The organism is Paraburkholderia sp. RL17-337-BIB-A (genome assembly GCF_046025895.1).
GTDB classification, from domain to species: domain Bacteria; phylum Pseudomonadota; class Gammaproteobacteria; order Burkholderiales; family Burkholderiaceae; genus Paraburkholderia; species Paraburkholderia fungorum_C.
Genome location: NZ_JARESY010000004.1, coordinates 528,454 through 541,955 on the forward strand (window position 1 = coordinate 528,454; position 13,502 = coordinate 541,955).

13 protein-coding genes are annotated in these 13,502 nt (G+C 63.4%); 11 read left to right on the forward strand and 2 right to left on the reverse strand.

All coding sequences use genetic code 11. The features are described from left to right. Positions 1–3: 3 nt before the first annotated feature. The 5 genes from P0D84_RS47465 (at position 4) to P0D84_RS47485 (ending at position 4,527) form a co-directional block, all read left to right on the forward strand. Positions 4–885: an NAD(P)-dependent oxidoreductase gene (locus tag P0D84_RS47465; protein ID WP_408351139.1), complete on the forward strand. Its 882-nt coding sequence runs from the start codon at positions 4–6 to the stop codon at positions 883–885. A gap of 9 nt (positions 886–894) precedes the next feature. After that, positions 895–1,560, forward strand: a complete 666-nt coding sequence (locus P0D84_RS47470; protein WP_408351142.1) for an SRPBCC family protein — start codon at positions 895–897, stop codon at positions 1,558–1,560. 209 nt (positions 1,561–1,769) lie between these two features. Then, positions 1,770–2,885, forward strand: coding sequence for a porin (locus tag P0D84_RS47475; RefSeq protein WP_408351145.1), 1,116 nt, complete (start codon positions 1,770–1,772; stop codon positions 2,883–2,885). A gap of 91 nt (positions 2,886–2,976) precedes the next feature. After that, positions 2,977–3,288: an NIPSNAP family protein gene (locus P0D84_RS47480; RefSeq protein WP_408351148.1), complete on the forward strand. Its 312-nt coding sequence runs from the start codon at positions 2,977–2,979 to the stop codon at positions 3,286–3,288. Positions 3,289–3,369: 81 nt separating this feature from the next. Continuing rightward, positions 3,370–4,527: a M20 aminoacylase family protein gene (locus P0D84_RS47485; RefSeq protein ID WP_408351151.1), complete on the forward strand. Its 1,158-nt coding sequence runs from the start codon at positions 3,370–3,372 to the stop codon at positions 4,525–4,527. A 67-nt stretch (positions 4,528–4,594) separates the two neighbouring features. On the opposite strand, the gene P0D84_RS47490 is transcribed toward P0D84_RS47485, so the two are convergent. Continuing rightward, on the reverse strand, positions 4,595–5,395 hold the full coding sequence (locus tag P0D84_RS47490) for a DeoR/GlpR family DNA-binding transcription regulator (protein WP_408351154.1): 801 nt from the start codon (positions 5,393–5,395) through the stop codon (positions 4,595–4,597). A gap of 341 nt (positions 5,396–5,736) precedes the next feature. Here P0D84_RS47490 and P0D84_RS47495 point away from each other — a divergent pair, with 341 nt between their 5' ends. The 6 genes from P0D84_RS47495 to P0D84_RS47520 all read left to right on the forward strand — a co-directional run bounded on the left by P0D84_RS47495 (position 5,737) and on the right by P0D84_RS47520 (position 11,956). Further along, on the forward strand, positions 5,737–6,732 hold the full coding sequence (locus P0D84_RS47495) for a 2-keto-3-deoxygluconate permease (protein ID WP_408351157.1): 996 nt from the start codon (positions 5,737–5,739) through the stop codon (positions 6,730–6,732). Beyond that, on the forward strand, positions 6,729–8,072 hold the full coding sequence (locus P0D84_RS47500) for a four-carbon acid sugar kinase family protein (RefSeq protein ID WP_408351160.1): 1,344 nt from the start codon (positions 6,729–6,731) through the stop codon (positions 8,070–8,072). The genes P0D84_RS47495 and P0D84_RS47500 overlap by 4 nt, the downstream gene beginning before the upstream one ends. Further along, positions 8,069–9,070, forward strand: a complete 1,002-nt coding sequence (gene pdxA, locus P0D84_RS47505; RefSeq protein WP_408351163.1) for a 4-hydroxythreonine-4-phosphate dehydrogenase PdxA — start codon at positions 8,069–8,071, stop codon at positions 9,068–9,070. The genes P0D84_RS47500 and pdxA overlap by 4 nt, the downstream gene beginning before the upstream one ends. A gap of 85 nt (positions 9,071–9,155) precedes the next feature. Beyond that, a complete protein-coding gene (locus P0D84_RS47510; RefSeq protein WP_408351166.1) occupies positions 9,156–9,758 on the forward strand; it encodes a TetR/AcrR family transcriptional regulator in 603 nt (200 codons plus the stop codon). Positions 9,759–9,856: 98 nt separating this feature from the next. Next, positions 9,857–11,011 (forward strand): alcohol dehydrogenase, encoded by a 1,155-nt coding sequence (yqhD, locus tag P0D84_RS47515; RefSeq protein WP_408351169.1) that lies wholly within the window; start codon positions 9,857–9,859, stop codon positions 11,009–11,011. Positions 11,012–11,053: 42 nt separating this feature from the next. After that, the gene (locus P0D84_RS47520) at positions 11,054–11,956 is read left to right on the forward strand and encodes an NAD(P)-dependent oxidoreductase (RefSeq protein WP_408351172.1); all 903 of its coding nucleotides are present in this window, start codon (positions 11,054–11,056) and stop codon (positions 11,954–11,956) included. A gap of 116 nt (positions 11,957–12,072) precedes the next feature. Here P0D84_RS47520 and P0D84_RS47525 read toward each other — a convergent pair whose 3' ends face one another. After that, positions 12,073–13,368 (reverse strand): MFS transporter, encoded by a 1,296-nt coding sequence (locus P0D84_RS47525; RefSeq protein WP_408351175.1) that lies wholly within the window; start codon positions 13,366–13,368, stop codon positions 12,073–12,075. Positions 13,369–13,502: the final 134 nt, after the last annotated feature.

The following is a 13,502-nucleotide window of genomic DNA, read 5'->3' on the forward strand; positions in this document are numbered from 1 at the left end:
ATCATGAATCAATCTGCAAGCAAACCCGCTGTCGGCTTTATCGGCCTCGGCATCATGGGCGCCTCGATGGCGGCGCGGCTCGCTGCAGCCGGCTATCCGCTGCATGTCTATAACCGTACCCGTGCGAAGGCCGAGTCGCTCATCGAGGCGGGCGCGTCCTGGCATGACACCCCGAAGGCGCTCGCTGAAGCATCCGACGTGGTCATCACGATCGTCGGCATGCCCGACGACGTGCGCGCGGTGTACCTCGGCGACGACGGTCTGATCGCGAACGCGCGACCCGATGCCGTGCTGATCGACATGACGACTTCGAGCCCGCAACTGGCCGAAGAGCTAGCCGCGCAGGCTGCGGCGCGCGGCGTGCACATGCTGGACGCCCCGGTTTCGGGCGGCGATATCGGCGCGCGCGAAGGACGGCTGTCCATCATGGTGGGCGGCGCGGCCGCCGCGCTCGCGCGCGTCGAGCCGATGCTGCGCTGCCTCGGCACGAACATCGTGCTGCAAGGCGGCCCGGGCGCGGGTCAGCACACCAAGCTGTGCAATCAGATCGTGATCGCATCGACGATGCTGGGCGTGTGCGAAGGCCTGGCCTATGCGCACAGCGCCGGACTGGATCCGCAGACCGTATTGAGCGCGATCGGCGGCGGCGCGGCTGGCGGCTTCCAGCTGAATAACCTGGGGCCGCGCATCGCGAAAGGCGATTTCGCGCCGGGCTTCTTTATCGAGCATTTCATGAAGGACATGCGGATTGCGCATGAGGAAGCTGCTCACATGGGACGTGAGTTGCCGGGTCTGGACCTGGTACGCAGTCTTTATCAGAAGCTCGCTGACCAGGGCTTCACGCGCAACGGCACCCAGGCGCTGTTCAAACTCTACGAGCGCTGAGGAGTGACGATGAAGCTAGCTGATCAATGCATTCTCCCCGCGCGACCCGAAGCCGTGTGGCGTGCGCTGAACGATCCTGCCGTGCTGGAGGCGTGTCTGCCCGGGTGTAAATCGCTCGCGATGCTGGACGACCGGCATTTCGAGTCGACCGTGCAGATTCGCGTCGGTCCGGTGGCGGCGACGTTCAAAAGCAATGTGGAGTTGTCGGATCTCGATCCACCCAGGGGTTACACGATTGTCGGCTCGGGTAACGCGGGCGCGGTTGGCTTTGCCAAGGTGACTGCGCGCGTGCAACTCGAACCGGAAGGCGAGACGACCGTGCTCGCGTACGACGCGGATGTCGAAATCGGCGGAAAGCTGATGAGCGTGGGGTCGCGCCTGATTCAGTCCGCGGCGGGCAAGAATCTCGACGCTTTCTTTGGCGCGCTGAAGGCGCACATCGAAAAGGAGGCGGCCCCCGCGGAAGCTATCCAGGACATCGAGCCGGCGCCGCAAACACAGCCGGACAACGCGCCACTGACCGGCGGCGTGCAACGTCAGGTGCATAGAGAGACGAAGCCGTCCACCGTCACGCCCAAAGCCGCCCCGGCCTCGGGTCTGCGGGTCTGGCTGGTCGGTGCAGGCTCGGGGCTGCTCGGCTTGCTGGTTGGGTTTTTGATTGGGCACGCGGGCTGACGGTCCGCGTTGCGATGGCGGTGCCCGGTCAACGGCAGACCGGGCACCGTTCTGAAAGTAAGCAGGCTCAGCGCCGCAATGCGTGAGTGCGTTACGCGTGGGTCACAAGCCGTTCCAGTAGCAACTTTGTTCGTTCTGTAGTTCAGCGTTTGATCAGATCCATTTTTCATTCGACAGGAAGCCTTGTGATCAAAAAAATAGTTATCCTAATGGCGTTGACCTGCCTTGCAGAGGCAGCTCAGGCGCAAAGCAGCGTGACCCTCTACGGCGTCGCCGACGATGGCATTACCTACACCAACAATCAGGGCGGACATGCCAATTACCAGACCTTCAGCGGCGGTCTGGGCGGAAGCAAGTTCGGCCTGCTGGGCAGCGAGGATCTGGGCGGCGGCACGAGCGCAATCTTCCAGCTCGAGAGCGGCTATGACCTGAACAGCGGCAAGCTCGGCTATAACGGCCGGCTGTTCGGCCGTCAGGCCTATGTGGGCTTGTCCGGCAACTACGGCAGCGTGCGCCTTGGGCGGCAGTACGACTTCATGGTGACCAATCTGCAGCCGTTGACTTCTTCGCTGGCGTTCGGCGGCTCGCTGTCGTCGCATGCGGGCGACGTGGACGGCATCTGGGGCACGTATCCCGTCAACAACACGGTCAAGTACGTGAGCCCGACGTATCGCGGCCTCACGGCGGGCGCGCTATATAGCTTTGGCGGCGTGGCGGGTTCGGTCGGCGACTCGCGGCAGTACGGCTTCGGCCTGAGCTATGCGAACGGTCCGCTGAAGCTCGCGGCCGCTTATCTCTATGTGAACAACCCGGCAGTGACGCGATTTGACGGTGCCACGGGGGCGACAGCCGGTGGGGCGTTTACGAATCCCGTACTGAACCCGATTTATAGCGGCTACGCCACTGCGCACAGCATGCAGACGCTCGGAGTAGGCGGCAACTATCAGTTCGGCGCCACGACGCTGGGCGCGCTTTACACCGACACGCGCTTCAGCAACGCAGTAGCGACCAACACCACCACGTTCCAGGGTTCCGCGTCACTCGGCTCGTACGAGGCATTCGTCAGCCATCGCTTTACGCCGGCAGTCATGGCCGGTATTACGTACGACTACACGTCGTCGCCGCACGCGCATTACAACCAGGTGGCAGCGGGTTCTGAGTACACGTTTTCCAAACGTACTTTTACCTATTTGATCGTCGCCTGGCAACGTGCCAGCGGCGTCGATTCGACCGGACACGCTGCGGTAGCCGATCTGACGTATCTGTCACCTTCGTCGACGCCGACTCAGGTAGCGGTGCGCGTGGGTATCAGACACAGCTTTTAATTTGTAGTGGAGTACAGGTCTGCCGGGCCGCGTGACAGTGTGCCCGGCAGGCGTCGTTTTGTGAGCGGTTGATTTGCAACAGGAGGCAATCATGCTGGTGGAAATGCGTACGTATCAGATTACGGCAGGAAAGGTGGGCGAGTTTCTGCAAATCTACGAGCGCGAGGGGCTCGAGATCATCAGTCAGTACGCACGGCTCAAGGGCTGCTGGACGAAAGACTCGGGCACGCTGAATTCGATCGTGTTCTGCTGGGGCTATGACGACTACGCGCATCGCGCCGCGCAGCGCGCGAAGCTCGCCGCCGATCCGCGCTGGCAAGCTTTCACGCCTCGCATCCTGCCGTATCTGGTGCATCAGGAATCCGTATTCCTCGCGCCTGTACCGTTTTGCCCGGCGGACTGAAGCAGCAGAAGTGGTGAATCTTTCTGACCGCCGGCCGTGCAACGTTGCTTGCCGCGCCGCGGTCTGCTTGTGAGGTAATCAATGATTGAAGCTGAATTGCTCGACAACATGGTGACGTGGCGTCGTGCACTGCATGCACGCCCCGAGACCGCGTTCGAAGAAGTCGCGACGGCACGGCTGGTGGCATCGGTGCTGCGCGACTACGGTTTTGAAGTGACCGAGGGCGTCGGCAAAACCGGTGTGGTCGGAACGCTGCGAAGGGGGAATGGCCCTGCGCTCGGACTGCGTGCGGATATGGATGCGCTGCCGATGGTGGAGCACAACGAATTCGAGCACTGTTCGCAACACCGCGGAAAAATGCACGCGTGTGGTCACGACGGCCACACCGCGATGCTGCTGGGCGCCGCTGCTTCGTTAAGCCGCGATACCGGTTGGAACGGTACGGTGCACGTGATCTTCCAGCCGGCCGAAGAGGTGGCGGGCGGCGGGCGCGTCATGGTCGAAGACGGGCTGTTCGAGCGTTTCCCGTGTGACGCGGTATTCGGTCTGCACAACTGGCCTGGCTTGCCGCTTGGCCATTTCGCGATCAACCGCGGCCCGATGATGGCCTCGTTCGATACCTTCGAGATTGTGGTGGACGGCAAAGGCTCGCACGCCGCGATGCCGGAAGAGGGGGTCGACGCGCTGGTCTGCGCGAGCCATGTCGTGATCGCGTTGCAGACTATTGTGAGCCGGCGCATCTCGCCGAAGGAAGCATGCGTGGTGAGCGTCACGCAGATTCATGGCGGCGAGGCGTGGAATGTGTTGCCCGATCGCGCCGTGATTCGCGGCACCGTACGCTGCTTCGATGCCAACGTGCAGGAACGCGTACGGAGCTTGCTGGATGAAATCGGCACGCTGACCGCGCAGGCGCATGGCGCGCAAGCGACACTGTCTTATCGCTACGGCTATCCGGCAACGGTCAATGCGCCCGCCGAAGCCGACGTCGCGCTCGATGCGGCGCGCGCGACCGTCGGCGCGGCGATGGTGACGTTGGGCTGTAAGCCGTCGATGGCCTCGGAAGACTTCGCGTTCCTGGCGCAGGCGAAGCCGGGTGCGTATGTCTGGATGGGCGTGGACGGGCCCACGCCGAGCGCTCCGCTTCACAACCCGCACTACGACTTCAACGACGACGCATTGGCTACCGGTGCGGCGTATTGGGTGAATGTCGTGAAGGCGTTTGGCGCTGCGCGTGGGTGAAGCTTCGCGGCTGTCCGGTGGGACCGCGTGGTCTGTAAGGGCCGCGCGGAGCCACCTCCTCAAGGCCCTATGACTTCCCGTTGGGCAGAGGCTGGCGCGCCTGCTGCGAGGCGGTTTCGATCGTCACTTCGCTGTGCAGCAGGAACGTTGCCAATTCCGGCGCGCCCGGCTGAGCATCCGTCACCAGGGTCCAGTCGCGCTCGAGGGGTGTCCAGTGCTGCTGGCTCGCGCGATCCAGTTTGTGCGACGTCACCAGCACGAAGACGTTGGCCGCCTGCCTGATGATGCATTCCTTCAGATAGGCCTGCTCGGCGGTCGCCTCGCAGAGCCCGCGGCCGGCGACTACACCGTCCGCGCCAAGAAAGGCCTTGTTGACGGACAGGCGGTTCAACGCGAGCTGCGCGAGCGGCCCGAGCGTGCTCATGCTCGAGGGCCGCAGGTCGCCGCCGATCAGCGTGACCGGCACCTCGCTCACTGCGAGCAGGCCAATTGCCAGCAGGTTGTTGGTGACCACGCGAATGTCGCGGCGCCCGGCCAGCAGCCGGGCCATCGCAGCAGTGGTGGTGCCGCCGTCGAGAAAGATGGTGTCGCCATCCTGAACGTGGCTCACCGCCGCCTGTGCGATCGCATCCTTTTGCTCGCGGAAGCTTTCGCGCCGCAGATCGAGCGACTCCTCGGGTTCGTGAATCCCGACCGAGGCGGCCGCGCCTCCATACGTGCGCACAATGAGCCGGTCGTCGGCGAGCGCGCGCAGGTCGCGACGCACGGTTGCTTCGGACATGCCGAAATGCTCGCACAGGGCGCCGACGTCGTTCATGCCGGACAGGACGGCCTTCAGCATTGCCTCACGGCGGTTCGTAACTTTCATGGTGGTAGAGGGTAGCGGGTCGTCCGAATGGTGCGCGCAATAGACAGGAAAACGCCAACGGGCGTAAGTGTAATCAAACCGCCTGCTGGAGCAACGCTCGCAGCGCGGGGCGTACCGCGCCCACGGCGGCGTCGCGGCAAGCGAGCGTTGTGCGCATTTTGATCGATTCGATCAATCTCGGCTCGCGTCCCGCCTGGAACGGCTTATTGCAGTGAATTTATCAGCTCCCACGACTTGTGAATGAGCGGATTGCGCATAGTCGTTTCGTCAAGTACACTCTGAATGATCGAATCAGTCAATTTATATGATTGCATCGGTCACTTTTAAACAGGAGACAATGAATGGCCCAACTTCCTATCAAGCGCGCGATCGAACGCGTTCCAGGCGGGATGATGATCGTCCCGCTGCTGTTCGGCGCAATCATCGCCACCTTCTTGCCGGACACGCCGAAGTTCTTCGGCTCGTTCACGAATGCGCTGTTTACCGGCGCGCTGCCGATTCTCGCCGTGTTCTATGTGTGCATGGGCGCATCGATCGACGTAAAGGCGACGCCTTATCTGCTCAAGAAGGGCGGGGCGCTGTTCGCGGCGAAGGTTGGGTCGGCGATCGTGGTGGGTGTCGTATTGGGCCACTTTCTGGGTGAGCAGCCGATTTCGTCCGGACTGTTCGCGGGAATGTCGACGCTGGCGGTGGTCGCCGCGATGAACGACACGAACGGTGGCCTGTACATGGCGTTAATGGGTCAATATGGCAGGTCTGAAGACGTCGGTGCTTACACGATCATGTCGCTCGAATCCGGCCCGTTCCTGACGATGGTCACGCTCGGCGTGGCCGGGCTGTCGGCGTTTCCGTGGCAGACGCTGGTCGGCAGCATTCTGCCGCTCGCGGCCGGCATGCTGCTCGGCAATCTGGACCGTGAGATGCGCAGCTTCCTCAGCCGCGCTGTGCCCGTGATGATTCCGTTCTTCGCCCTGGCGCTGGGCGCGAGCCTCGACCTGCACAAAGTATGGCAAGCCGGCTTGCTCGGCATCGGCCTCGGCATCGCGGTGGTGATCCTGACGGGCATCCCCCTGTATTTGACCGATCGGCTGACCGGCGGCACGGGTGTCGCAGGCGTGGCGGCAGCCAACACGGCAGGTAACGGAGCGGCCGTGCCGGCGCTGATTGCAGCGGCCAACCCGGTCTATGCCGAGGCCGCGAAGAGCGCGACCTTGCTGGTCGCCTCGTGCGTCGTCGTGACGGCGATCGTATCGCCGATCCTTACTGCAGCCGTCGCCAAACGGGTCGGCAAGCGTGCCGACGCCAGCCGCGCTGCTGCATTGGAGGCGACGCGGTGAGCTGCACGAGCATTCTGATCATCGCCGACGACCTGTCCGGCGCCGCCGACTGCGCGATTGCGTTTGCGGGTGCGGGGCGCAGTACGGCGGTGACGCTGAACGCGTCACGCGCGATGGGCGCGGCGGAGGTGATCGCGGTGGATACCGATACCCGCCGCATGCCGCCGGCCGAAGCTGCGCACTGCACCGGCGCCGCGTGGCTGGCGCAGCGCGGGCCGGGTCGGCGTCTGTACAAGAAAATCGATTCAACCTTGCGTGGTAACTGGGCCGCGGAAGTCGCCGCGTTGCAGCCGCTCGCGGGCCTCGCCATCGTCGCGACGGCCTTTCCTGCCACCGGCCGCACCGTGCGTGGGGGCCGCGTATTCGTGCGCGGCGTGCCGCTCGAAAACACGGAAACGTGGAAGCTCGAACACGCCGCGCATTCCGCCGACCTCAACGCCATGGTCGAGGCGGTCGGCTTGCGCACCGCGCCTCTGGGTGTCGAAGCGCTGCGCGGCGATCCCACGGCATTGCGCGACGCCATTGCCACGGTGGCGAGCAGCGGCGCGCAGGCGCTCATCGTCGACGCGGAAACGGATGCGGATTTGAGGGCACTCGCGCAGGTGACGGCGTCGATGGACGAAGCCCTGTTCTGGGTCGGCTCAGGCGGTCTGGCTCGCGAACTGGCGTCGTTGAGCGACCTGTTCGATGTCGCCACGCAAGCAGCGCAAGACGCGCCGCTGGAACCGGAGCAGGAGAGACGCGCGATCCTGATTCTGGTGGGCAGCCTGTCGGCCGTCTCGGAACAGCAATGCGCGATGCTGCGCGAGCGTGCGCGCGTGGGCGAGCTGATCGTGCCGCCGGTCGTGCTGCGTGCAGGCGAGCTTCATCTGGAGTGGGCCGGCTGGCAAGCGCGCGTCGGCGCGCATCTGAGCGCGCACACCGATCTGCTGGTGCGAATTGGTCGCGACGATCTGTTCGATCCCGCCGAAGGCGCCCACTTGTCGGCGGCGCTCGCATCGCTCGTCGCACCGTTTTTCACGCATCTGAGCGGCTTGATCGCCACCGGCGGCGAAACCGCGCGCGCGATGCTCGGCACAGCCGGCATCGACAGTCTGCAATTGCTTTCGGAAATCGAGCCGGGCGTGGCGGTGGGCCGCCCGCACGGCAATCCGCGCCTCACCGTCGTCACCAAAGCCGGCGCCTTCGGCAGCGAGCACGCGCTGTATGGCGCCTACCTTCATCTGCGGGGCACACCGGAGTTCGCTCCTGGCGAGCCCGGATCGGCTCACCCGAGCGGCACATCGGCATCGTCGCCGGCTCACGAAACGAACCAACGTCATTCAGGCAAAACATCATGAGCAACTATCTTCCAGTCATCGGCATCACGATGGGCGACGCAGCGGGCGTGGGTCCGGAAATCGTCGTCAAGAGCTTGACGCACGAGTCCGTCTTTCAGCAGTGCCGCCCGCTCGTCATCGGCGATGCGGCGCGCCTTGAGCAGGCCAACCGGATTGTCGGCGGCAGCACGAAAGTGCGCCGCATCGCGAAGCCGGCGGATGCGCTATATGAACGGGGCACCATCGACTGCATCGACCTCGCGTTGATTCCTGCCGACTTGCCTTTCGGCGCACTGTCGGCGCTCGCGGGCGACGCCGCGTATCAGTACATCGCGCGCGCCGTCGAACTCGCGAAGACCGACGAGATCGACGCGATCTGCACGGCGCCGCTGAATAAGGAAGCGTTGCATGCCGGCGGCCACAAGTATCCCGGCCACACTGAAATGCTCGCGCACCTCACGGGCATCGAGGAGGTGTCGATGATGCTGGTCGCGCCGCAACTGCGCGTGATTCACGTGACCACACACATCGGCATCATCGATGCGATCCGCAAGATCGAACCGGGCCTCGTGCAGCGCACGCTCGAGCGGGGCCATGCAACGCTGGTGAAGGCGGGCATTGCCAATCCGCGCATCGCCGTGTGCGGCATCAACCCGCATGCCGGCGAAAACGGCCTGTTCGGTTATGGCGAGGAAGAGGAAAAGATCGTTCCGGCCGTGCAAGTCTTGCGTGAACGCGGCTGGAACATCGAAGGCCCGCTCCCGGCCGACACGCTGTTCTTCCGTGCGGGACGCGGCGACTTCGATCTGGTGGTGGCGATGTACCACGATCAGGGCCATGGTCCGGTCAAGGTGCTCGGCCTCGAAGCCGGCGTCAACGTGACGGTCGGCCTCGATGTGATCCGCACCTCGGTCGATCACGGCACGGCGTTCGATATCGCGGGCAAAGGCATCGCTGACGAACGCAGCCTGCTCGAAGCACTGCGTCAAGGCGCCGAACTCGCGACGCGCCGCGCCTGATGCGGCTTGAAATCGATGGACGCGCGCGGTGCCGTCCGCCCGCGCGGCGCGACACCGTGCCTTTAGGGCTGTAGTTGTAATGGTTATGCACACACGACGCACTGAAGACTTTCGCGCAAGGCTGCTCGAAGCGGGTGTCGCGCTGTTCGCCGAAACGGGTTATCACGGCACCGGCGTCAAAGACATCGTCGAGCGTGCCGGCGTGCCGAAGGGCTCGTTCTACAACTACTTCGAGAGCAAAGAGGCATTCGGCGCGGCGATCCTGGATCACTACGCGCAGGAGCAGGCCGCTGAATGGAAGCAGTATTCCCTCGAAGCGGCGTCATCTGATCCGCTGCTCGCGCTGCGCGACATCTACACGCGCATCGTTGCCGACTACGAAGACTGTGACGACCGCTACGGTTGTCTGGTCGGCAACTTTGCAGGCGAGATCGCGCAGTCGAGCGATCTGTGCCGGCTCGCCGCGCGCAGGTCGGTCAATGAATGGCGTGTCGGCTGCGCCGATTATCTGCAGCGCGGCCAGGAATACGGTTCCGTGCGGCGCGATCTTTCAGCGGAAGCAATGGCTGACCTGTTCTGGAATGCGTGGGAAGGCAGCCTGTTGCGCATGAAGCTGGATGACTCGGTCGAACCGCTGAAGGCTTGCGTGCATTCAATGTTCGAACTGTTTTTCAAATCCCCGCAGTAACGGTCGCAGCTGATTTGAACGGCGTCTGGTTTCGATCCGGGCAGCCGCTTATTTCGCTTTGAGACGACCGGTCATATCAATGTAAGGAAAGAGATTCAATGCAGAATTTTACGTTTCACAATCCCACACGAATCATTTTCGGCGAAGGCCAGATTGCCGCACTCGATGCGCAGATCCCGCCTAACGCGCGGGTGCTGATTACCTGTGGCGGCGGCAGCATCAAGAGCAACGGTGTGCTCGCGCAAGTGCAGGCGGCGCTCGGCGAACGCGCGTGGCACGTGTTCAGCGGTATCGAGCCGAATCCCACTTACGAAACGCTGATGGAAGCGGTCGCGCTCGCCCGGGAGAAGAACATTGATTTTCTGCTGGCGGTGGGCGGCGGCTCGGTGATCGACGGCACCAAGTTCATTGCTGCCGCAGTGAAGTTCGACGGCGAGCCGTGGGACATTCTGGCCAAGCAGGCCCCTGTGCGCGACGCGATGCCGTTCGGCAGTGTGCTGACGCTACCCGCCACCGGTTCGGAAATGAACAATGGCAGCGTCATCAGCTACCGCGCGAAGGGCGACAAGCTGTTTTTCACGAGCGACGCGACCTATCCGCTCTTCTCGATCCTCGATCCGACCACGACTTATTCGTTGCCGCCGCGGCAGATTGCCAACGGTGTCGTCGATGCGTTCGTTCATATCGTCGAGCAGTATCTGACCTATCCGGTGGACGCCAGGGTACAGGACCGTTTCGCCGAAGGCCTGCTGCTCACGCTGACTGAAGTCGGCCCGCAAGCGCTTGCCGAGCCGCACAACTATGCGGTGCGGGCCAACCTGATGTGGACGGCAACGCTGGCACTGAACGGCCTGATCGGCGCCGGCGTGCCGCAGGACTGGGCGACCCACATGCTCGGCCACGAGATCACGGCGCTGCACGGACTCGATCACGCACAGACGCTCGCCATCGTGCTGCCGGCCATGCTGAGCGTGCGCCGCGAGTCGAAGCGCGCGAAGTTGCTGCAGTACGGCGAACGCGTCTGGAATATCACCGAGGGCAGCGAGGACGAGCGTATCAGTGCGGCCATCACGGCGACCCGCGTGTTCTTCGAACGCATGTCGGTGGGAACCCGCTTGCGCGACTACCAGATTGGCGGCCAGTCAATCGGCACGCTGATCGCGAAGCTCGAAGAGCACGGCATGACGGCATTGGGCGAAAACGGCGACGTGACGCTCGACGTGAGCCGTCAGGTCTATCAATTCGCAGTCTGAAGCAGGCCCGCGTTCGCGCGGCTGATCATTTGGAATGTCATTATGAAAATTGGATTTGTAGGACTTGGCGCGATGGGCGCCGCGATCGCGAAGAACCTGGTCGAGGCGGGGCATGACGTGCAGGTTTTCAACCGGAGTCCGGCCCGCGCCGAACCGTTGCGCGAAGCGGGGGCGAGCGTCGCGTCGAGTCCCGCGCAGGCGGCGCTTGGAGCCGACGTGGTGTTCACGATGGTGGCCGACGATGCCGCGCACGCAGAGGTCACGTTCGGCGAGGCGGGTATCGCCACCACGCTGAAACCGGGTGCGCTGCACATCTCGATGAGCACGATCAGTGTCGCCACCGCGCAGGATCACGCAGCGAAGTACCGTGAAGCGGGTCTTGCCTTCGTGTCCGCGCCGGTATTCGGCCGGCCTGATGCCGCGGCGGCGCGCAAGCTGTTCATCATGGCGGCCGGCGCGGACGAGCACCTCAGGGTTGCCGTGCCGCTGCTCGAAACGCTGGGGCAGTCGGTCGGCATTGTCGGCGAGGATCCTTCGCAGGCCAATCTGGTGAAGCTGATTGGCAATTTCATGCTGTCCGTGATCATCGAAACGCTGGGCGAAGCTTGTGCCGTCGCGGGCAAGGCCGGCATCGATCCGATGCGTCTGGTCGAACTGCTGACGAGCGCAAACTTCAATGCGCCGCCCTACAAGATCTACGGTCCGCTGATCGCGGCGCAGAAATTCCAGCCGCCTGGCTTCTCTTTGCCGCTCGGCCAGAAGGACAACCGTCTGATGCTGGCAGCCGCTGAGGCACTTGGCGTTCCGCTGCCGCTAGCGAGTCTCGTCCACGACCGGTTCCTGACGTTGCGCTCGCAAGGGCTCGGCGCTGATCATGACTGGTCGGCGGTGGCGCTGTGTGCGTTGTCCGATGCAGGCTTGAGTAACGCGCTTCACCGCAGCTGAACGCAATGGGCACGATGCCGCTCGCTATGAGCGGCATCCGACGCGTCGAACAGCGGGCGAGCGGGAATGTCGTGCAGTAGCTGTAGCTGTAGCTGAGCCAGGGTGCATGTCCGGGCTCAGCTACGACCCATATTCGGCGCCGCCGTCGTATCGCGCTGACGTCCTGGTCTCGCGGTTTCCTTGATCAACATCACGAACGCGCTGGTGCCAATCAGACAGAGGCCCATGACCAATAGTCCGGCGGAAAACGAGTTGGTCAACGAGCGCGCGAAGCCGACGAAGTAAGGGCCGCCAAATGCCCCGATCATGCCAATCCCGTTGATCATGCCGCTGATTCGGGCCGTCACTTCGGGGGGCACGAGGTCGGTGGCGATCGACCAGAGGACAGGCTGCGATCCGTAAAGTGTCGCGCCGGCGATCACGAGCAGCGCCATGTTCACCACGAACGGACTGGATTCGAAGATCTCGCCGCCAACCAGCAGGGCCAGGCCGGAAATGGCCAGTGGTATCGCGGAAAAGAGCCGCCGGTCCAGTTTGCGGTCGGACCAGTAAGTCAGGATCGGCATGAGCACGATCGCGAACGCGTAGGGAATCGATGAGAGCCAGCCGATATCTATCGGCGAAAGCCCCGGCTGTTGATGGATCACGCTGGGCAGCCAGATCACAAAGCCGAGGAAGCCGGTGTTCCAAAGCAGGATCGCCGTTGCGAAGAGCCACACCGCCGGACGCCGCAACTGCGAGCTGAATGACACGCCTGTCGGCGACGGCGCTTGCGACGCGTGCCGCTTGTTTTCCGAGTCGAGGTGTTCGAGCAGTTGCGCGCGATCGGCGGCTTTCAGCCACTTCGCGTTGCGGGGCGTATCGGCCACGCCCCACAGCCACACAAATACCCATACGAGCGGGAACACGCCCTCGACGATGAACAACGTGCGCCAGTCGCCGAGCTTCAGGATGTAGCCGGCGATAGGACCGCTCGCCATCGCGGCGAACGGGTAACAAAGTTGCCAGATGCCATTCGCGCGAGCGCGCTCGGACGGCGCGAACCAGTTCCTTACGAACAGCAGGAAAGTCGGGAATATGCCACCTTCGAATACGCCGATCGCGAAGCGAACCGCGACCAGCTGCTGCGCATTGTGGACAAAACCCTGCGCCATTTCGATCGTTCCCCACAGCACCATCAGCACGGCGATCAGCACCTTGCCGTAGCCCTTGTCGGCGATCCAGCCGCCCAGAACCTGCGAAGCGCCGTAGCCGAGAAACAGCACGCCTGACGCGAATCCGAGAATCGAGGAGGTCAGCGCGAGCTCCTTGCCCATCGACGGAATCGCGAAGCCGATGTTGGTGCGGTCCATGAATGCGATGATAAGGGTCACCATCATTACGGGCAGTAAGCGAAACCATCTTTGCTTCATCGTCTGTCTCCATGTTTCGGGTGCATGGCGACGAGGCGGCAACTAGCCCTGCGCCACAGCACACGTATATCTTTGTATCGCTACGTGTTGCAAACTATCCCGGCATTGCATCGCGACGGTCTGAGCCGCCTCAG